General features: G+C 53.1%; 18 protein-coding genes. 14 read left to right on the top strand and 4 right to left on the bottom strand.

Annotated features, from left to right (window positions below; all coding sequences use genetic code 11):
- Nucleotides 1-2: 2 nt before the first annotated feature.
- Together HA51_RS13405 and HA51_RS13400 are read right to left on the bottom strand one after the other, a co-directional pair.
- Entirely contained in the window at nt 3-1,529 is a 1,527-nt protein-coding gene (locus tag HA51_RS13405) for a glycerol-3-phosphate dehydrogenase (protein WP_084934979.1), read from the bottom strand.
- A gap of 10 nt (nt 1,530-1,539) precedes the next feature.
- Nucleotides 1,540-3,090, bottom strand: a complete 1,551-nt coding sequence (locus HA51_RS13400; protein WP_084934978.1) for an FGGY-family carbohydrate kinase — start codon at nt 3,088-3,090, stop codon at nt 1,540-1,542.
- 411 nt (nt 3,091-3,501) lie between these two features.
- Here HA51_RS13400 and HA51_RS13395 point away from each other — a divergent pair, with 411 nt between their 5' ends.
- From HA51_RS13395 to HA51_RS13360, 8 genes are all read left to right on the top strand, one after another.
- Nucleotides 3,502-4,155 (top strand): DUF2291 domain-containing protein, encoded by a 654-nt coding sequence (locus tag HA51_RS13395; RefSeq protein WP_084934977.1) that lies wholly within the window; start codon nt 3,502-3,504, stop codon nt 4,153-4,155.
- A complete protein-coding gene (locus HA51_RS13390) occupies nt 4,152-5,690 on the top strand; it encodes a sugar ABC transporter ATP-binding protein (RefSeq protein ID WP_084934976.1) in 1,539 nt (512 codons plus the stop codon). The genes HA51_RS13395 and HA51_RS13390 overlap by 4 nt, the downstream gene beginning before the upstream one ends.
- Nucleotides 5,691-5,712: 22 nt before the next feature.
- Nucleotides 5,713-6,768, top strand: coding sequence for an ABC transporter permease (locus tag HA51_RS13385; protein ID WP_211282938.1), 1,056 nt, complete (start codon nt 5,713-5,715; stop codon nt 6,766-6,768).
- A 69-nt stretch (nt 6,769-6,837) separates the two neighbouring features.
- Nucleotides 6,838-7,785 carry a D-ribose ABC transporter substrate-binding protein gene (locus HA51_RS13380; RefSeq protein ID WP_034823484.1) on the top strand — a complete coding sequence of 316 codons (948 nt, stop codon included), beginning with the start codon at nt 6,838-6,840 and terminating at the stop codon, nt 7,783-7,785.
- Between the two features lie 156 nt (nt 7,786-7,941).
- Nucleotides 7,942-8,808 carry a DeoR/GlpR family DNA-binding transcription regulator gene (locus tag HA51_RS13375; RefSeq protein ID WP_084934974.1) on the top strand — a complete coding sequence of 289 codons (867 nt, stop codon included), beginning with the start codon at nt 7,942-7,944 and terminating at the stop codon, nt 8,806-8,808.
- A gap of 210 nt (nt 8,809-9,018) precedes the next feature.
- Entirely contained in the window at nt 9,019-10,062 is a 1,044-nt protein-coding gene (locus HA51_RS13370) for a catalase family peroxidase (protein ID WP_084934973.1), read from the top strand.
- The gene (locus HA51_RS13365; RefSeq protein ID WP_084934972.1) at nt 10,062-10,613 is read left to right on the top strand and encodes a cytochrome b; all 552 of its coding nucleotides are present in this window, start codon (nt 10,062-10,064) and stop codon (nt 10,611-10,613) included. Before HA51_RS13370 ends, HA51_RS13365 begins: the two co-directional genes overlap by 1 nt.
- 77 nt (nt 10,614-10,690) lie before the next feature.
- Nucleotides 10,691-11,287: a TetR/AcrR family transcriptional regulator gene (locus tag HA51_RS13360; protein ID WP_084934971.1), complete on the top strand. Its 597-nt coding sequence runs from the start codon at nt 10,691-10,693 to the stop codon at nt 11,285-11,287.
- Nucleotides 11,288-11,316: 29 nt separating this feature from the next.
- Here the strand turns inward: HA51_RS13360 and HA51_RS13355 are convergent, their stop codons facing one another.
- Nucleotides 11,317-11,526, bottom strand: coding sequence for a hypothetical protein (locus HA51_RS13355; protein WP_084934970.1), 210 nt, complete (start codon nt 11,524-11,526; stop codon nt 11,317-11,319).
- Nucleotides 11,527-11,833: 307 nt separating this feature from the next.
- On the opposite strand from HA51_RS13355, the gene HA51_RS13350 reads away from it, so the two are divergent.
- Entirely contained in the window at nt 11,834-12,043 is a 210-nt protein-coding gene (locus tag HA51_RS13350; protein WP_038646981.1) for a glycine zipper 2TM domain-containing protein, read from the top strand.
- Between the two features lie 71 nt (nt 12,044-12,114).
- Here HA51_RS13350 and HA51_RS13345 read toward each other — a convergent pair whose 3' ends face one another.
- Nucleotides 12,115-13,473 carry an amidohydrolase gene (locus tag HA51_RS13345; RefSeq protein ID WP_084934969.1) on the bottom strand — a complete coding sequence of 453 codons (1,359 nt, stop codon included), beginning with the start codon at nt 13,471-13,473 and terminating at the stop codon, nt 12,115-12,117.
- A 252-nt stretch (nt 13,474-13,725) separates the two neighbouring features.
- On the opposite strand from HA51_RS13345, the gene HA51_RS13340 reads away from it, so the two are divergent.
- From HA51_RS13340 to cydC, 5 genes are all read left to right on the top strand, one after another.
- A complete protein-coding gene (locus tag HA51_RS13340) occupies nt 13,726-13,953 on the top strand; it encodes a hypothetical protein (RefSeq protein WP_084934968.1) in 228 nt (75 codons plus the stop codon).
- A gap of 1,006 nt (nt 13,954-14,959) precedes the next feature.
- Entirely contained in the window at nt 14,960-16,402 is a 1,443-nt protein-coding gene (locus HA51_RS13335; RefSeq protein WP_084934967.1) for a cytochrome ubiquinol oxidase subunit I, read from the top strand.
- A 17-nt stretch (nt 16,403-16,419) separates the two neighbouring features.
- The gene (locus HA51_RS13330) at nt 16,420-17,469 is read left to right on the top strand and encodes a cytochrome d ubiquinol oxidase subunit II (protein WP_084934966.1); all 1,050 of its coding nucleotides are present in this window, start codon (nt 16,420-16,422) and stop codon (nt 17,467-17,469) included.
- A 5-nt stretch (nt 17,470-17,474) separates the two neighbouring features.
- Nucleotides 17,475-19,235 (top strand): thiol reductant ABC exporter subunit CydD, encoded by a 1,761-nt coding sequence (gene cydD, locus HA51_RS13325; RefSeq protein WP_084934965.1) that lies wholly within the window; start codon nt 17,475-17,477, stop codon nt 19,233-19,235.
- Nucleotides 19,232-20,878: a thiol reductant ABC exporter subunit CydC gene (gene cydC, locus HA51_RS13320; RefSeq protein ID WP_084934964.1), complete on the top strand. Its 1,647-nt coding sequence runs from the start codon at nt 19,232-19,234 to the stop codon at nt 20,876-20,878. The genes cydD and cydC overlap by 4 nt, the downstream gene beginning before the upstream one ends.
- Nucleotides 20,879-20,922: the final 44 nt, after the last annotated feature.

Genomic DNA, 20,922 nt, shown 5'->3' with positions numbered 1-20,922 from the left:
CGTTAGGCCTCCTTCCGCAGCGGAACCGTGGCGGTAAACGTCGAGACGAACCACTGGTTAAACGCTTGCTGCTGTTCTTCTGAGAGATGCAGCCGATGCTTGGTACGGCGCCACAGGACATCTTCAGGCTGTTGTGCCCACTCGTTCTCCACCAGATAGCGAACTTCGGCTTCATAAAGCTGCGCGCCAAAATGCTGACCCAGTTCGCTGAGGCTAGTGGCATGGCCCAGCACTTTATCAATCCGCGTGCCGTAGAGGCGCGCATAGTGTTTACGCAAAGGCGCGGGCAACCATGGCCAGCGCGTTTTCACCTGTTCAAGGAAAGATTCAAAATCGCCATGAGCCATATCCCCGCCGGGCAAGGTGGCATCCCTTGTCCAGTCTGCGCCCATCGTGGGGAAAAAGGGGGCGAGTTTTTGTAGGGCGTGCTCTGCCAGCTTACGGAAGGTAGTAATTTTACCGCCGAACACATGTAAAAGCGGCGCCTGCTGCTGATCATCAAGGTCAAACACGTAATCGCGCGTGACCGCTGAAGGATTCCCCTTACCATCGTCAAACAGCGGGCGGACACCCGAAAAGCGGGTGATCACATCGCTGGGGCGCAGCTTAACTTTGAAATAGCGATTGACCACATCAATCAGGTACTGCTGCTCGCTGTCATCGGCGGTCACTGCCTCGGCTTTGCCTTGCCATGGGATATCGGTGGTGCCGATCAGCGCCTTGTCGCCTTCATAAGGGTTAATGAAAATCACGCGCTTATCGGTGTTCTGCACCAGATACGCCTGCTGACCTTCCCAGAACTTCGGCACGATAATGTGTGAACCTTTCACCAGACGCACGCTGCGGCTGCTCTTCGTTTGTGTTACCTGATTGACGATATCAAGCACCCACGGCCCCGCGGCGTTAACCAGTACTTTGGCAAACACCGTTTTCTGCGAGCCGCTGACTTCATCTTGTATTGTCACTTCCCATTTGCCACTGAGGCGCTTAGCGGACACACAGCGCGTACGGGGTAAAATCGTGGCACCGCGCTCGGCGGCATCCAGTGCGTTAAGGGCCACCAGCCTTGCATCATCGACCCAGCAGTCAGAGTATTCGAAACCTTTGGTGTAGCTATCGATGATCGGCGCACCTTCAGGATCGCGCATCAGATCTAACGAACGTGTACCTGGTAATTTCTTGCGCCCACCGAGATGGTCATACAGAAACAGCCCCAAACGTACCAGCCAGGCAGGGCGATCGGTTGGGCTGTGCGGCAAGACGAAACGCATCGGCCAGATAATATGAGGCGCAGCATTGAGGAGAACTTCGCGTTCAATCAATGCTTCGCGCACCAGGCGAAACTCATAATATTCCAGATAACGCAGCCCGCCGTGCACCAGCTTGCCTGAGCGCGATGAGGTGCCTTGGGCGAGATCGTCTTTTTCACACATCATCACAGACAGACCGCGACCTGCTGCATCACGTGCAATGCCCGCACCATTAATGCCGCCACCTATCACAAACAGATCCAGCGTGTTTTCACTCATGATTAACTCCTTAAAACTTGTTCAGCGCATGCCAGGCGGCAGGCAGATCGCTGCGGATCTGCTGATAATGGGGGAACAGTTGGTTATAGCGTTGCGACAGCTCCGCAGAAGGCGGCTCCGGTGCATCCAGCAGTGGTCGCACCCAACTTTCGACGCACTGCGCCATGGAGGGATAAGCACCAATGGCAACTGCAGCCATCATGGCGGCACCTGCAGCGCCCGCTTCGTCGCGTTGACTAATGCGCACTGGCGCACCAATACAAGAGGAGAGGATCTGGCGCAGTGGCTGAGAACGTACCGCACCGCCGGTAAGGCGAATTTCCCCTGGCAACGTACTCCCCATAGCCTGATAACAGTCGCGTGCAGCCATCCCAATGCCTTCAATCACGCCGCGTACCAGATCAGCAAAATTGTGCTGATAGTTCAGTCCGGTGAAGCTGGCGCGCGCATCGGCGTTCACGAATGGGCCGCGCTCTCCAGCGATTGAGATGTAAGGATGGAACAGTAAACTGCCGGGTTCAGCCTTGTTGAGCCATTGGTCGATATGTGAAACCAGACGAGCATGATCGACTTCACAACCAAAGTTGCTTAGCAGTTCACTGGCAACATTGAGTAGCCAGTCCAGATTCAGGGTCGATGCCATATTGGTTTGTACTTGTGTGACGTAGCCCGGCCAAGGCAGCGGAATGACATAACCGGTTTGCGCCGGATTAAGCCAGACGTCATCAATGGTGACGCTGCGCAGATGCACACCGGTTGAACCCACAATTGAGCAGGCGGTATTGGCTTCACCCGTGTGTACCCCCGCACCGAGTGCGGTCATCGCCATATCCACGTAACCCAGCGAAATCGGCGTGCCTGCCCGCAACCCGGTCATTTTGGCGGCTTCGGCGGTGAGCGGGTGGGTGGTCTGTGTGCCGTCGATGATCTCAGGTAACAGATGGCGGCGATGCTCCAGCCCTAGCGCGGCAATCACGGTGTCGTCATAACGTTGGGTGCGGAAGTTGCCAAAGGTGAAGCTGGCTTCGGAGGGGTCGGTTGCCCGCACGCCAGTGAGATTGAGGTAAAGCCAGTCTTTGCAGTGCAAAGCGACTTCGCTTTTGGCCAGCAGCTCTGGGTAATGTTGATCCATGTGTGCCAGCTGCGATCCTTGCTGGCAGGTATTCAGGCCGGTACCGGTTGCCTTAAAGCGTTCGGCGGCAAGGGGATGTTGATTGAGCGTTTCAACGGTGTGTGCGGCGCGCGCATCCAGCCAAATCCAGGCATCATCCACCGGTTGATTGTTCGCACCCACCAGCCAAGTGCCATCACCTTGTGCGGTCACAGCCACAGCCACCACGCGCGCTGCAAGATTTTCTACGCGATCGCCCAGTTTGCGGATCGCATCGACGGCATCCTGCCAGGTTTGGCTCATGGATTGCTGTGCTGCGCCACCTTCACTGCGGTAATAGCGGTTACGCACCGAGGCGCACGCTAGCTGTGACCCTTCCAGATCAAACGCCACTGCTTTAACCACTGAAGTGCCGGAATCCAGACCCAGAATGATATCGCCATTACTCACGTACACCTCCGAGGAAAGAAGAATTGAGTCACCACGCCGTGTTAATTCCCTGTGATGAATTTGCTAAATAATGTCTTACACCACTTCTCACTGAGATAACATATCGAGTGTATTATTTTTCGATAAAACGAATAAATTTCACTTCAGTTAGCGAGATTGATCACGAAAATAGAAGCTAAAGTGGGAGGGGGGAAATGTGATATCACACATGAAAGGCTGATTTGGTAAGGCCTACGGAGCGATTGCGAATTCAGGGGCCTAATTTAGCGATCCAGATCTCTCTCCTGAAAAAATTGCTCTTGGGCTGTTGACAATTTAGTCACATCGGAACAATTCTCATCACACAAGTTATCACATTTATAACATTTATCGCGGCGATTATCGCAGCAGATAACAGTGAGAGGTCACGTTATGTCCGATGTCTCAATGCTCGCACAGCAGCTCAGCCGAAAACGCACCCGTCGCTACACCCTCATAGGCGTGGTGGTGGTGGCGGTCATTGCTGCCATGGCCCTTGACACTAAGGTGGTGAAGATTGGTTCGGCGCAAGATGCACAAGAGCAGGGCTTCTCGCCAGATAGCTATGGTCAGAAAACCTTCCCCGGTATCCAGCAGGATGTGGAAGCCCGAGCGGTGGATGCGAAAACCCTGGCTGAGGCGTTGAAGGCCAATCAGCAAGAAGCCGTGCAGAAATATGGTGTGGGTTCGCCGCTACCGGTGATTCCGGTGAAACTGGAAGCGGTGGTACAGCCCGGACAAATGGGCATCTTCCCGCTGAAAGTAGCGGGATTGCCTGAAGGCAATCAGGTGCGCTTGCAAACGGGGCCCGCCATTACCGGCACTGATCTACGCGATGCTAGCGGCAAAATTCAATTCGGCGATTTTACCAACCAGATCGAGTATCAAAATGCCGGTTCGGCCATCAATCGCGCGATGAAAGCCGCCGTCCTAGACAAACTGGATCGTGATGCACTGCCGGGTAAAACCGTGCAAGTGGTTGGCGTGTTTCGTCTGTTGACCCCCACCAGTTGGATGGTGACGCCCGTCAGTCTGGAGGTGAAATGAAACCGTTCAACGTTAATCCTGCCTTGTTAAAAGGCGAAGTGATCTTGGAAGCGCGCCACATCAGCAAAGTCTATGGCTCAACCCATGCGCTGAAGGGCGTGAACTTTGAGATCCGCCGTGGCGAAGTCACCACGCTGTTTGGTGAAAACGGCGCGGGAAAATCGACACTCATGAAAATCTTGTCAGGCGTGATTACGCCAACATCTGGGGAAATTCTTTACAATGGCGAAGAGAAAGTTTTTCGCTCAGCAACCGAAGCGCGTGATTGCGGCATTTCGATCATCCACCAGGAACTGAACCTCGCGCCAAACATGAACGTGCGCGACAACATTTTCATGGGGCGCGAAATCATGAAAACAGGCGGCGTGGATTATGCCGAGGAAGCGCGCATTACCGCGCACTTGATGACGGCGTTGGAAGAGGAGATCGATCCGTTAACGCCAGTCGAGAATCTACGTCTCGGCCAGCAGCAAATTGTCGAGATTGCGCGCGCGCTCTCTGTGAACTCACAAATCCTGATCATGGATGAACCCACTTCGGCACTGAGTGCAGCAGAAGTCTCGGTGCTGTTTCAGGTGATTCGTGACCTTACCAGCCAGGGCGTGGCGATTGTCTATATCTCGCATCATCTGGAGGAAGCGTTGGAGATCACCGATCGGGCGGTCGTGCTGCGTGATGGGGTGATGACCGCTTACGCCAAGCGTGATGAGATCGATCTCGAATGGATCGTGCGCAACATGGTGGGGGACCACTTTGATCTTGGTTCGCCACCGGAGGGCTATGCCTTTGGTGAGCAGGCTCTTACCGTGCAGGATTTGACCCTCAAAAGTAAAACCGGCATTCGGCTGGTGGACAATTTATCGCTGAGCGTCAAAGCCGGAGAAATCGTCTGTATCTATGGGCTGATGGGTGCCGGACGTACGGAATTGCTGGAGTGCATTGCCGGGCGAATACATCAGAGCAGTGGGCACATTCTGTTGCAGGACACCGACGTCTCAGGCCTGACGATACAGCAACGCATTCAAATTGGGCTAGCGCTGGTACCTGAAGATCGTCAGCGCGATGGCCTGGTGCAAACCATGTCGGTGGGCGAAAACCTGTCGCTCGCCAGTATCAGCGAGTTTGTCCGTGGACTGGTGCTGTCACCGCGCCGCGAAAAACAGCTGGTGGCGGACAGTATCCGCAACGTCACGGTGAAAACTGCCGGCGGTGAGGCAGCGATTGGATCACTCTCAGGCGGTAATCAGCAGAAAGTGGTGATCGGCAAAATGCTGGCCACGCGTCCCAAAGTCATTCTGCTGGATGAACCCAGTCGCGGCATCGATATTGGCGCCAAAGCCGAAGTATTTCGTCTGCTGGCGGAGAACGCCAAAAAGGGGCTGGCGGTGGTCTATACCACTTCCGAAGTAGGTGAGTGCCTGAGCATTGCACATCGCATTGTGGTGATGAGTAAAGGGCGCATTAACGCCATCTTCGATTCCAGCGTGAGTAAAGAACGCATTATGGCCGCTTCAGGCGAGTCTCTGGTGGCATGACATGAAGAACGGAGCAAACGATATGACAGACAGAACGCAAACGCTGGATTCGCCGCCGGTCACCACCAAGAAGAAGGCCGAGAAAAGCCTTAATCTGGCGCGGTTGCTGCTGGAAGGGCGCGCCTTTATCGCGCTACTGGTGATTATCGCCACTTTTTCCCTGCTTTCACCTAACTATTTTACCGGTGCCAACTTCCTGACCATGGCCTCGCATGTGGCCATCTTTGGCTTACCGGCGATCGGTATGCTGCTGGTGATCCTCAATGGCGGGATTGACTTGTCAGTGGGATCAACCCTGGGCCTGGCGGGCGTGATGGCCGGTTTTATGATGCAGGGCATCAACCTGGAAGCGTTAGGCGTGGTGTTGTATTTGCCGGTGTGGGCGGTGGCGATCTTAACCCTGGTGATCGGCGCACTCGTGGGATTGGTCAACGGCGTGCTGATTGCCTGGTTCCGTGTGCCGGCCTTTGTGGCGACGTTAGGCACTATGTATGTGGCGCGCGGCATCGCGTTGCTGATCACCAACGGACTGACCTACAACAAACTCTCTGGTAGTGAAGCCTTAGGTAACACCGGCTTCGACTGGCTGGGTTTCAACCGCATCTTCAACATTCCGATTGGCGTGCTGGTACTGGGCGTAGTGGCGCTGGCTTGTGGTTTCCTGCTCAGCCGATCGGCCTTCGGTCGCTGGCTCTATGCCTCTGGCGGCAACGAGCGCGCTGCCGACCTTTCCGGCGTCCCGGTGAAACGTATCAAGATCAGCGTTTATGTGCTGTCGGGCATCTGTGCCGCCATGGCGGGTCTGGTGCTCTCTTCCCAGTTGACTTCAGCCGGTCCTACGGCGGGTACCACCTATGAGCTAACGGCCATTGCTGCCGTGGTGATCGGTGGTGCGGCCTTAACCGGCGGGCGGGGTAACGTGCGTGGCACGCTGCTGGGCGCTTTTGTAATTGGTTTTCTCTCTGATGGCTTGGTGATTATCGGCGTTTCTGCCTACTGGCAGACGGTGTTCACTGGCGCCGTGATTGTGCTGGCGGTGTTGCTCAATACCTTGCAATACGGCAAGCGCGGTCGCTAACTCACGCGCGCTGTTTGGCAGCGCGCGGTTATCCGTAAAACCTGTACCCTAAATAATAACGGAGCACCTATGTTCACAAAACGTCTGTTTATTGCTGCCGCAGCGATGGCGATTACCACCTTCGCTGCACCCACTTGGGCGGATAATGGCCTGATGACCATTATCGTCAACGATCCTTCCAACCCTTATTGGCTAACGGAGGGGCAGGTGGCGCAAAAGGCCGCTGAGAAACTGGGCTACAGCGCCAAAGTCAGCGCGCACAAAGGCGATACCAACACGGAAAGCCAACTCATCGATACCGCGATCACCAACAAATCTAAAGCCATTATTCTTGATCCGGCTAACGCAGACGGATCGGTGGGATCGGTTAAAAAAGCCATTGCGGCGAATATTCCGGTGTTTATCATCAATGCGGAGTTGAATCAGAGTGGGCTGGCAAAAGCGCAGTTGGTCTCTAACAACGCGCAGGGTGCCGCCGTGGGTGCCATGGAGTGGGTGAAACAAGTGGGCGATACCGCCAACTACGTTGAACTGGTGGGGCCTCCTTCAGACAACAATGCGGCAACCCGTGCCAACGGTTTTGATACCGTGCTGTCCCAGTATCCAACACTGAAGAAAGTCGGTCAGGAAGTGGCAAACTGGGATCGTACTCAGGGCTTCAACAAAATGCAGTCATTGCTGCAGGCTAACCCCAACATTAAAGGTGTCATCAGCGGTAACGATGAGATGGCGCTGGGGGCCATTGCCGCGTTGAAGGAAGCCGGCAAGCTGAACCAAATCAAGGTGGGCGGTTTTGATGGTTCACCGGATGCGGTTGATGCCGTTAAAGCCGGTACCTTGGCGTATACCGTGATGCAGCCAGTGGCGCAGTTCGCGCAGAAAGCGGTTGAGCAAGCGGATAGTTTCCTGAAAACCGGTAAAACTGGAGCAGCATCAGAGAAACAGTTGTTTGACTGTATTCTGATCACTAAAGAGAATGCGGGTAACTTTGTTTCCCCGTTCGTATTGAAGCAGTAAGGTGCAGGGGGCCGCATTCAATGGCGGCCATCCTTTACAGGTGCGCATTTCTGCGCACCTGATCGCGGCAACCGAAGTCGACCATTTGCAAAAAGAACGTTTCCGCGTTGTAATCATGACGAACCCGCTTTTCTGCCTCTTTTTCCCGGACGAAACATGGCGCACAACCCGCAGGACTCATCGCTCAACGTATTTATGGCTGAACCTCTACCGAGCGATAGCCGACAGGCGCGACAGCTCGCACGACGTCAATTGATTGCCGAAGCCGTCATGGCGGAAGGCGCCATTCGGATTGAGGACATCACCGATCGGTTTGGCATTAGTCTGATGACCGCACATCGCGATATTGATGAAATGGTCGAACGCGGACTGCTGCATAAATCTCGCGGCGTGGTTTCCGCCACCCCCACGAGCCTGGTTGAGTCGAGCGATATCTATCGTGCAACCCGCCAGTTGGAAGAGAAGCAGGCCATTGCCGAGGTGGCGGCAAGCTATCTGGAGCCGGGTCAGGCGATATTTCTTGATGATTCCACCACGGTATTGCAGATGGCGCGCCTGTTGCCTGCACGTGCGCCACTCACCGTTATCACCAACTCTCTGACGTTAATGAATGAACTGCGCAACGGCCGTGACATCACTTTGATGGGATTGGGCGGGCAGTTTTATCACTGGTGTAACGCCTTTATGGGCCGCATGACGCGGGAAGAGATTGCCAGCCTGCGTGCCGATGTGTTTTTTGTCAGCATGTCAGCGATCATCGACGACGCGGTGTTTCATCAATCCGCAGAAACGGTGGAAACTAAACGCGCGATGTTTGATGCTGCGCAGAAGCGCATTTTGATGATGGATAACACCAAATTTGAACGTCGTGCGCTGCATCGTTTTGCCCATCTCAGTGAATTCGACGTGGTGATCGTGAACCAGGGCACGCCGGTACCGATTTTGCGTCGCCTGCAAGATCTGGGCGTCAATGTGGTAGTGGCGCCAATGAAAGCCAGTTACCCTCAGCGCGAGCAACAGTAACGCTCATCAGCCGAGGAGCATAGCCTCCAAACTGCATCAACACTTGCCTATTAAATCGCAATTCATTTGACAGCTTTATCTACCTACTAGTAGATTGGATTGATCGAAACATAAAACCGTCCTTGATGACGGTTAGGTTTAATACCACGCACGATCTCTTCTGCTCGGGTGAGTGCCTTGACTTCTTTCTATGCAATGTTGAGCGAAACCATGACCAAGCCTTCTCTATCAACCGGCCAAAAAATAACGCGACTGGTCGTTATTGCTGTTATTCCACTGTTACTGATTGTGCTTTTTCTCTGGACGGGGGGTTGGCTTACCCCTGAGAGATTGTCATCAAACAAACTTATTAGCGTATTGCAGCAATCCGGCGGCGAGCATCCTGGCTATCGGCGTAATCACGCCAAAGGGGTGTGCATTAACGGCAACTTTACTGCCAATGGGAATGCCAGCATGCTGTCGCGCGCCGCTTTGTTTGCGCCAGGCGTGACCCCAGTGGTCGGGCGTTTTGCCATCGCGGGCGGAAACCCCAACGCGCCCGACTATACGGTGCCGGTGCGCAGTATGGCATTGGCGTTTTATCAAAAGGATGGTCAGCAGTGGCGTACCGGGATGAATGCGATGCCGTTCTTCCCAGTCAACAGCGTAGAAGGTTTCTATGACCTGCAAATCGCTACGCTACCGGATGCCAAAACGGGCAAGCCCGATCCGGCAAAAATCCAGGCTTTTGTGCAGAAGCATCCTGAAATCAAACCCTTCTTCGGTTGGGCACAGCAATATATCCCGTCCTCCAGTTGGGCAAGCGATCGCTTCAACAGTCTTAACGCGTTTAAATTTGTCGATAAAGCGGGGGCTAGCCACGTTGTGCGTTGGAGTATGGTGCCGCATCAGGCTTATCAACCGATCAATGCCAGTGATAAAAATGACAGCAACTTCCTACAGGACGATCTGCAACAACGCCTCGCCAAAGGCCCATTGATGTGGGATCTGATGATTACCGTGGCCAATGCGCACGATAAGAGTGATGACGCGTCAGTGGCCTGGCCAGCAGATCGCCAGAACATTAATGCCGGAACCTTAACCATCAACCAAACCACGCCGCAGCAGCAGGGAGCCTGCAACGATATCAACTACGATCCATTGATTCTTCCCGACGGCATTGCGGCCTCTGATGATCCCATCCTCAATGCCCGTTCCTCGGCCTATGCCAAGTCCTACAATGCACGCACCCGTGAACAGGCAGGAGCACACTGATGAAACACGCTGACTATTTCCATCCTGCATTGCGCATTATTCACTGGACGATGGCGGCGGCCATTATTGCCATGCTGTTTATCGGCGTCGGCATGGTGGCTAGCGTCTCGTCGCTGCATAGCCTGCTGGTTTCAATCCACAAGCCGCTCGGGGTGATGATTCTGCTGCTGGTGGTGGTGCGATTGTGGTTGCGATTTACCACAGTGAAACCTGCGCTTCCCGCGTCGCTGCCAGCTTGGCAGAAAGGGATCGCGCATCTTTCGCACTGGGCGCTGTATTTCATGATGTTGACCCAACCCTTGATTGGCTGGGCGATGCTGTCAGCCGCAGGCTACCCGGTGAGCCTAGGCGGCAGTATTGTGCTGCCGCCGATTATCCCTGTCAGTAATGACGCCTTTGCCGTGCTGCGCCCGTTACACACCTGGCTGGCGTTGGCGTTGTTCATCACGGTGATGCTCCATCTGGCTGCTGCACTGTTCCACGCATTGATCTTACGGGACGGCGTTTTTAGCAGTATGGCTGGACGGGGCAAGCGTCCTGAAGCGCCTTGACAACCCGGCTGCAGGTCAGTAGGTTCAGTGCCAATTTACTGATTTGCAGCCATTTCATTTTGCTGCCGGAGCCTTGCATGACCGCCGAACGTTCACCGAAAGCCACTGAAATCATTAACCACACCAGAACTCTGCTCACCTCTGGTGGATATAAAAGTTTCAGTTACGCGGATTTAGCTGAACGGGTGCAGATACGTAAAGCGAGTATTCATCACCATTTTCCGGCAAAAGCCGATTTAGTTCAGGCGGTGGTGGCAGAATATCGGCAGGAGGCGCGGGCAGGGATGGCGGCGACCAGCCAGCATTTCAGCAATGACCCGCTGAGCGAACTCAATGGGTATATCAACTTTTGGGCTGGCTGCATCCGAGATAACACCTCGCCTTTTTGTATTTGCGTGATGTTGGCCGTAGAGTTACCGACATTACCCGACGAGGTGGCCGCTGAAGTGACTGGGCATTTCACCGAGTTAGCCGACTGGCTCACAAGCGTGCTGCATAAAGGTGAGCAGAGCGGGGTGTTTATCCTACGTGAAGGGGCGGAAACCGAGGCGAAATCGGTCATGGCCACGGTGCATGGTGCAATGATTGCCGCACGCGCGTTTCATAAACCCGATCTGTTTTTACACATCGTTGCACCAGTCATAAACAGGTTGCGACAGAAAACCGAGCAATAAAAAAAGCCGCGCTGCGGCTTTTTTTTATTTTACGACTCGACGCCGCGCGACTCTTTTATCAGCAGCATGATGACTTTATCGACTAAATAAGGCGCTCGACTATTTAACTCGTCATCATTGCGCAGCTGCGTGGCAATCTTTAATGCAAAGTCACGTACCGCGATGTTTTTAATCTCATGGTTAAGTTGGCTGTGCTCAACTTGTTGCTGCTGTGGATTAGGAAACTTAATCACATTCACATCGCCTCCTGTCAGAAATTTCCCCGGCTTACTGAATCATAGTTAATCTACTAGTTGGTAGGTTGTACGTCAAGTGAACAATTGCCGGAAGATTCGACAGTGGCAATGCAGGATGATACCGCGGAATGCAGGGGTTTTCACCGCTTCGCCAGTGCCGCCATAAAATAGGAATTTTTACCTTTCGCCGTCATCCATTTCGCCATAAATTAGCGCCGACGAGCAGTGCAAGTCGCCAATGATTTGGTGTCTTAACAACAATCAAATTAAAACAATTGCATTCCATTAATTAATGGTAATGAGGATTTCGATGCTTTTAAAACGCAGCTGCAGTTTTGCTATTGTCGCATTAGTTTGTTTATCTGTTACCGCCTGCGGTATGTCACATCGTGGACGTAACACTGCAATTGGCGCGGGTGTCGGTGCCGTCGGCGGTGCAGTATTAACCGGTGGCAGCACGTTCGGTACACTGGGTGGCGCGGCGATTGGTGGTTTAATTGGTCACGAAGTAAGCCGCTAATACTTTATATTGTCGCGCAGTCTCTGCGCGACAATAAAATCACATCAAATAAATTTAACCTTTCCCTTCGATTATATTTTCGCTAACGCTCCAAAGACCTGTTTGCCTTGATGGAATGTAGCCATCACTGGTGCGACATGGGCCACCGCTTCTGCTGAGCAACTCGCTGCAACCAGCATCATGGTTGCGGGATCCTGCGCTTTTGGCCACTGCTGTTCGCCTTGGCTGTTCAGCGGCAATATCTCATTGGTGGCAATGCCGAGTGCGCGACTCAACGAATACTCATCCGGTCCACGATAGAGCTGGGAATAGACATTCGCTTTCTCCAGCATGCTGCCACTGCCAAATGGCTGCCAGTGATCGGCAATGGTATCGGTGCCTGACCACACTGGAATGCCAGCAGCACGCAGCTGCGGCAGCGGCATAATCACGCGCCCGATAGGCACGGTGGTGGCAATGCTGAACTGCTGCTCTTTCAGTTCCTCAATCATTGCGTCCAGTTCTTTTCCTGACAGCGTTCCTAATGCGAACGCATGGCTGATCGTCACCTTACCTTTGAGTTGCGGGTTATCGCGCACGGTCTTCAACATATAACGTATTGCCGCGACGCCGTGTGGCTCCGTTTCATGCAGGTGAATATCGATCGGGGCGGCGAAATCGAGAGCGATGCTGAACATCGTGTCGAGTGACTTCTCCATCGCGCCATCCACGTTGGTGGGATCCAAACCGCCAACGTAGTCCGCCCCCATTTTCATGGCCCCACGCATCATTCCCTCAACATGCGCACGCAGGAGGCCATGTTGAGGGAAGGCGACAATTTTGGCGCTGAAATCCTGGCGATGATGAGCAATCGCTTGCTGCAGATGAGCCAGCCCTTGGAGCTGACTGATCGGATCAATATTGCAGTGGCTACGCGCTTCTGTGCTGCCTTTAGATTGCAGCAGGCCGATCAGCTTTTCAGCACGTCCTTCAGAGGTCGGAACCAGCTCAGGCAGAATCTGTTCTTCCTGGTGGATCATGTCGATGACACTTTTTCGCGGCAGCGGCGCACGCCAACCCTCACCATAGAAGGTTTTGTCGAGGTGAATATGCATATCACGAGTAGCAGGAAGCAGGATATGCCCGCCCGCATCCCAAGCGGGAAGCGGGGAGCTAAATCCTGGTGAGTGGATGCCCGCAACACTCGCGCCATTGATCTCAATGTCATATAAACCCGTGCGGGTTGCGGTAATCACATCCTGTTTACGTATGAATCCTTCTTCGAGGCGGACATTACGCAGCAGATAGTGACTGACATTGATTTGGCTAAGGTTTTCTGGCGCACAGCTTTCAGCCGCAGAAACACGGTTCGTGAACCCGCTGCCAAGCAACGTGCCAGCAGCGGTTAACTTGAGAAAGTCGCGGCGATTGCCTGCCGATAAGAGGCTCATAACAGATGTTCTCCTTGTAGGGGGATATCCACCCTAAAGGAGCCACTGGTACGGTGCTGTGATTTTTTTCACTGATAACTATGGGGAAATTGAATGGCGCCGTTCATCCGCAGGTAAAAGTGCTTTGCGCAGTACAGAAAGTAAGCAAAAAGGTAAATATTCCGATTATTACAAGCATTTACGGCATTAAATCGGTCATTGACTATGCTTAAACAGTCCGACTTATCGACGCTAAAATGCAGGAGAATTCGAATGAAAAAATTATCGATGATTGTCATTACGGTTGGCATGCTCATGGCGGCCAGTTCACAGGCTGAAGCTAAAGGTTGTTTGAAGGGAGCCGCAGTAGGCGGAGTTGCAGGACATGTAGCCCACCATCATGGCGTAGCAGGGGCAGCGGCTGGCTGTGCTGTGGGTCATCACATGGCGAATAAAAAGCAAAAAGAAGCGGACAGCAAGCAACAACAGAATCAAAATTGATCAGCGTCATTCAGCTTATCTAGTCCTAAAACAAACGGACGCGTGATTCTCACTCCGCGTCCTCTTTTATCATCACGTTAACGTAACGTTCGCGGCACCTCTACTTCAATTCGGTCGCCTGTCAGGTTTACTGCTTATCCTGCAAGCCTGAAACCTTTTTGATTCATCCTTCCTCTAGTGTTTTTTCAGCACAGTAAATGTTAAATAAATGCTTATTAATTTAATCATTGTGCGCATACTAACAACTTTTTGTTGCAGCATGGTTTATTGGATAACGCTGTTATTCGTCATTTGAATCAAATCCATATGGGCGGCGGATTGTTATTTCAGTGTTAAAATAAGCCGCAATAAGTGTTATTGGAAGCGCTTTGTAATTCATTGTTAAATTAATGTGTATTGGATGTTGGCTACCTGCCTACTGTAATTGTAACACTGCTAAATAATAATTAATTAACACCACTATCATCATTCTGCTTGCTTTTATATTTTTCTTATAACTAAAGCAACCCATCAAGATCATCCATGCATATGTTTTTAATGAATTAATTTTTACAACTTGAGTTTTATTGTCGTTATTTAACATTTTAGAAACACGGTAAGCATTCATGAGCCTAACGTGTCATTTTCTTTTTGTTACAACTTGACCCTTTATTCGCAGTGTCTTTGCGCTAGCGCAAAATATAGAATAATTTACATAGATTTTCTTATTGCGAGCATGGCTTGGATCTTATTTCACCACCTCATGGTGACAGGTCTCCAGTTAACAATTTTGGTTGTTTTTTCTGTTTTCCTTAGAAATAAAGTCCTCGACAAATACTCTATTTCCTTTCAACACCTGCCTGGGAAATAGACTGTTGGTTGTTGCTCGTAGTTAAGAGGGAGACGACAGTGCAGCACCTGTTTTGACTTATCATGTCTGAGCTTTTCTCATATCACTCGCATGACAAGCGAAAAGGCGCTTTGTTGCCGCTAACTAACACGGTCACTCATATAAAAGAAGATAGTCATGTTAAGTAACGATCTTACATCGCTGATCACGCGTATAGATTTCGCGCTAATTTCATCCATACACATCATTTTTCCCCCGCTAACCATCGGTTTGGCTGCGCTTCTGTTCTTCTCTGAACTGATGTGGGTCAGGAAGCAGGACGAGAAGTGGTACCGCCTGTGTCGCTTTTTTGAAAAGTTATTCATTGTTAACTTCGGTGCAGGTGTGGCGACGGGCGTCACCATGGAAATGGCCTTTGGTATCCTGTATGGCCGCTTCTCTCAGGCTGCCGGACCGTTCTTTGGTCAGGTATTGGGCTATGAGACGATTACCGCCTTTATGTATGAAGCTGGTTTCATCGGACTGATGATTTTTGGTTGGGGCAAAATCAGCCGTGGTATGCACCTGTTTGCTACCTTTAATGTTGCGCTCTCTTCTACGCTCTCTGCGATGTGGATTCTGGTCGCTAACTCCTGGATGCAAACGCCAACGGGTGTGGAGCTTCACAATGGCATCTTTATCGTCACCGACTGGTTAGGTGCGCTGTTTAACCCGAACGCACGCAGTGCTTTCCCTCATATGCTGTTAGCCAGTTTCGAGCTGTCGCTCTGCTTCGTGGTGGCAACCTGTGCCTGGTTCGTGCTGAAGCAACGCCATGTTGAACTGTTCCTGCGCCCGTTAAAGTATGCGCTGGTCGCACTGGCAGTGGTTGCAGCGGTACAGATCTATATGGGTGATGTGCTGGGTGAAGAGACCCTTGAGCACAAGCCAGCCGCGCTGGCCGCAATGGAAGGTCACTACGATACCTATGATGCGCAAGGCAACGTCAACAGTGCCTGGCATATCCTCGGCTGGCCCAATAAGGACGGTACCGGTCTGGCATGGTCCATTGACATTCCACACGGTCTGAGTCTGATTGAAACCAAAACCTGGAATGGTCCGGTCAAGGGCTTAAACAGCTTCGCAAAAGATGAACAACCCCCGGTGGTATTACCGTTCTACGCCTTCCGCGCGATGTCGGGTGCCGCTGCTGCTATCCTGGCGGTTGCCGTATGGGGTCTGTGGTTGATGGCCCGTCGCCGTATGACGGTTGAACTGGCTCCGCGTAACAAACTGTTCTTGCTGCTGGCCGTGCTGATGGTGGCACTGCCGTATATCGCCGTGATTGCGGGCTGGTGGACGCGTGAAATTGGTCGTCAGCCGTGGATTGTATACGGTCTGATGCGTACTGAAGATGGCATGAGTGCGATGTCGCTGGGCTTAGCGATCTTCTGGCTGGTTGGTTTCGCTATTTTCGAAACGGCTGTGGTTGCAGGCACGATCTGGTTCTTGGCGAAGGTTGTGCGTAACGGCCCAGACTTAACCAGCAAACTGCCGGGAGAAGGGCATGAACATCTGGGGCACCTTGAGATGCCTGCCAGCGGTCACGCCGATCACCCTGAATATATCCGCCCGGTTTAATGAGAGAATAGACATTCATGGACATGCTTAATTCTTCACAGCACTTCCTGATCATCGCTTGGTGGTTAGCCTTTGGTGTTAGCGTCATTTTATACATCGCGCTGGATGGTGCCGATCTGGGTGCCGGGATTTTCTCGCTGTTTGTTCGCGACCATGATGAACGTGGTGCGATTATGGCGGCAATGGCCGGCACCTGGGATGCCAATGAAACCTGGCTGATCGTTGCCGGTGGCATTATGTTTGGGACCTTCCCGTTTGTTTACGGATCAGCCTTCATTTACCTGATGGTGCCAATGGCGCTGGTACTTTGGGGCATTATGTCCCGTGCCGTCGCTCTGGAGTTCCGCCATCTGGCGTCACCTTTCTGGCAGAAGTTCTCTGACGGTATTTTTGGCGTGGCCAGTCTGGCCGTGACCTTCTTTGGTGGCATGAGCGTCGGGGCGATCCTGCAGGGCTTCGGTCTTGATCATCCCGCCCAGGGCGTTCCTCACTATATCGGTGGTGCATTCAACTTTGTCTCACCTTTCTCTATCTGGACAGGTGTGGCCTCTTGTATCGCCATGACGCTCGCGGGTGTGCTGTTTGTTCGTGCGCGTTTTGAAAAGTCCGAGCCGATCCGTCAGGATGCGGCGCGTTGGACGGCAGTGATCTTCTGGCTGGCGATTGCCGCGGTAGTGATTACCTGGGTATGGAGTGCGGTACTCTTCGATTGGGCGCGTGAGAAATGGTTCGGTCCACACTTCTGGATCTGGGGACTGTTCGGTCTGCTGGCACTGTTCTGTATTGAACAGGTTCGCCGTGACACGCTGAAGGACAAAGATTTCGCTGCGGTCCTGTGGTTCAACGCTGCCGCGGTTATTCTCGGCTTCGGTATGCTGATCACTATGTTCCCGTACATTGTTCCAGGTACATGGACAATCTGGGATGGCGCAAGTCCACAGGTTTCAATGATTACCTTCACGATGACCATGGGCGGATTCGTTCCGGTTATGCTGATGTATAACTGGTATCAGATCTGGGTATTCCGTGGCCGTATCTCAAAATTGGTTGGTCACGAGGGTCATTAAGCATCATGTCTGCTAGCGCACCTCCTAGTGGAATTGCAGCCCGCCTCGCTGAACGTTGGCTTTCAAGCCTCCGTCAGCAGGCGGGCGGTTTATTTTCACTATCCATCAGTATGGCGGCACTTAATGCTGTGCTGATGATTGCACAGTGTTGGCTTCTCGCTTGGTTAATCGACAAAGCGGTGCTCGAAGGTAAAAGCTTCACCCAACTCATGCCATGCCTCTGGCTGCTGCCATTGGTGATGTTGCTGCGCGCCGGAATTGATGTGCTGCGTCAGGGGTTCGCGTTTGAGGCCTCTGCCCGTATCCGTCAAGGGCTGCGTAACCTATTGCTGGAGCGTATTGCGGCACTGGGCCCAACCTGGAGTCAGAGTCAGCGTACGGGCAGTATCGCCAACTCGCTGAGCGAAGGTGTCGAGGCCATCGAGGCTTACTTTTCAGGTTTTCTTCCGCAAAAAATCATCATCGGTATCGTGCCGATCGCTATTTTGATCGCGCTATTCCCGTTCGACTGGGTGTCTGGCCTGATCATGCTGATCACCGCGCCACTGGTGCCGTTATTTATGATCGTGGTGGGTAAGGGCGCTGAGAAAGTGAGTCTTAAGCAGTGGCATAAACTCAACTTGATGAGTGCGCACTTCTTTGACGTCATCGCCGGTCTAACGACGTTGCGCCAAACCAATGCCGCGCGCCGTCAGGCAAATATTATCGCCGCGATTTCAGACAGCTACCGTCAAACCACGATGAAGGTTTTACGGCTGGCATTCCTCTCTTCTTTAGTACTGGAATTTTTTGCCACCATCAGCACTGCCATGGTTGCCGTGTATGTGGGCTTCCGTTTGTTCTACGGCGAAATGGGCTTTTTACCCGGTTTATTTGCGTTGTTGCTGGCACCCGAGTTTTTCCGCCCACTCCGCGATCTGGGTACGCATTATCACGCGCGAATGGATGCCATTGGCGCCACTGAAGGTTTCCTTGCCATCCTGAATGCGGAGTTACCCGCATCGTCACAGGGGAAGGGGGCGTTAACGGCTAAACCCCGTGAAATCCATATTGAGGGTGTGAGCTATCAGTATGCAGAGGGCGGCGGCGTAACGGATATCTCACTCACCTTGCGTGCGGGTGAAACGCTGGCCATTGTCGGCACCAGCGGTGCCGGTAAAACCACGTTATCACGTCTGCTGCTGGGCTTTATCCAGCCTGCGTCGGGGCGCATCCTGATTGATGGCTGTGAGCTGACATCACTGGATCTTCCCGCATGGCAGCAGCACATTGGCTGGCTGCCGCAGCGACCCACGCTATTTGCTGGATCGATAGCTGAAAATATCCGTTTATCGCGTCCTGACATTAGCGCTGACGAGATAGAAGCGGCAGCACAGCTTGCCCAGGCTGACGGCTTTATCCAGTCACTGCCAGCACAGTATGGCTATAGCCTGGGTGATGGCGGGCAAGGCTTATCCGGTGGGCAGATCCAGCGTATTGCCATGGCTCGGGCGATCTTGAACGCGCCATCGGTAGTGATTCTGGATGAGCCCACCGTTGCGCTGGACAGTGACACCGCTCAGCGCATGATTGCGGCGTTGAGCAACAAATTGCCGGACAGCGCACGTTTGATTATTACCCACGATACGGAGATCGCAGCCAAGGCCGATCGTGTGGTCGTACTGGAAAGGGGACGTATGATTGAATCCGGTACGCCACAGGCGCTGCGTGATCGTGCAGGCCTGTTTGCTGAGCTGGAACGGCTGCAGAAAGGAGCGAGCGTATGAATGATCTCTGCCATCTCTTACGCCTGTCGCGTCCGTGGCGCTTACGCATGGCGCTGGGAGTTCTGCTCTCTGTCATTGTGATTCTCTCGAATGTTGCGCTGCTGGCATTATCAGGTTGGTTTATCACCTCCATGGCCCTGGCTGGCGTCGGTTCACTGGCGCTGGAGTTTTTCACTCCTGCTGCGGCGATCCGTGGTCTTGCCGTATTACGTACTTTCGCGCGCTATGTGGAAAGATTGGTTACACACGATGCAACACTGCGGTTGTTGTCCGTGCTGCGTGTCTGGTTTTACCAACAACTGGCTCCGCTGGCACCTGCACGACTGCAGGATTTCCGCGATGGTGATGTGCTGGCGCGTCTGCGGTCTGATATTGATAGTCTGGATAACTTCTATCTGCGCATCTTAACCCCTGCCATCGCGGGGTTGATCTCCGCCATCATTATTGTGGCTGGGATTTGCTGGTTTTCACCTTCCGTGGCACTGATAGACGCTGCAGTATTGCTGCTGGCCGGGGTGGTGGTGCCCGTTATGGTCGCATCGATGACAAAAACCAGCGGTCATCAGGTTGCGCACGTGCGTTCATCCGCAGTGGCGGCGTCGACTGACCTGATCCGCGGGTTGGGCGAGTTGCAAATGGTCGGTGCCGTCAGCCATCAAACCGATCACCTGCGCCAGCTGTCGCAGCAATTGATTGGCGCTCAGCGCCAGCAAGCCTGGATGAGTGCCATTGGCGGATCGCTGTGCGCCCTGGTGGGACAGCTCGGGATGTTTGCTGCTTTTGTGCTGTTATTCCGTCACGGCCATGCAAGCGGCATTACGCTCAGCGAAATCGTCATGTTGTTATTCACGGTGCTTGCAAGCACTGAAGCTGTAGCCGGATTACCGGGAGCCTTTGCGGCACTGGGGACGACGCGTGAAGCGGCGCGCCGTCTGTTCTCTATGACGGAATTGTCACCGGCGATTGTGTTGCCCGAATCCAGCCCGATGCCAGAGAGTAGCGAGCTGACGTTCAGTTCGGTCACGATGCGTTATGCACCTGAAGCCCCCGTAGTATTGGATAAGCTGAGCTTCACTGTGCCCGCTGGCCATTGCCTGGCGATACTCGGCCCCAGTGGCGCAGGCAAAACAACCCTCCTGAATCTGGTGCAAGGGTTTTGGGACACGACGGAAGGGGATGTGTTGATTGGCGGGCATCCAGTCCGAGAACTTTCCGATGAGGTTTTGCGTCAGATGATCTCGGTGGTCAGTCAGAAAACCTATCTGTTTAATGCCTCCATTCGCGACAACCTTCGCCTGGTCTCACCTGATGCGGACGATGCAACGCTGTGGGACGCGCTGACGCGCGCAGCGCTGGCCGATGAAATCCGTGGCTTCCCGCAGGGGCTCGATACACTGGCGGGGGAATTAGGAGTGCGCCTGTCCGGTGGCCAGGCGCGTAGAATTGCGATCGCACGCGCTTATCTCTCGCATGCGCCGATCGTATTACTCGACGAGCCCACCGAAGGGCTTGATGCGGTAAACACAGAACTCGTGCTCAACTGTCTGAAAGATCTCATCAAGGGTAAAACCACGTTGTTAGTCACTCATCAGATTCAGCCACTTTCTCTCGCGGAAAGTCGGTTACAGCTCGACCTAAAATAACAAGAGCAGAGTCTGATACTTTTCGCTTTAACGCCAGCTCGGGC

The sequence above is a fragment of the Pantoea rwandensis genome, assembly GCF_002095475.1.
GTDB lineage: Bacteria > Pseudomonadota > Gammaproteobacteria > Enterobacterales > Enterobacteriaceae > Pantoea > Pantoea rwandensis.
The sequence above is the reverse complement of the archived record's forward strand: the minus strand, read 5'-3'. Positions and strand labels throughout refer to the sequence as shown.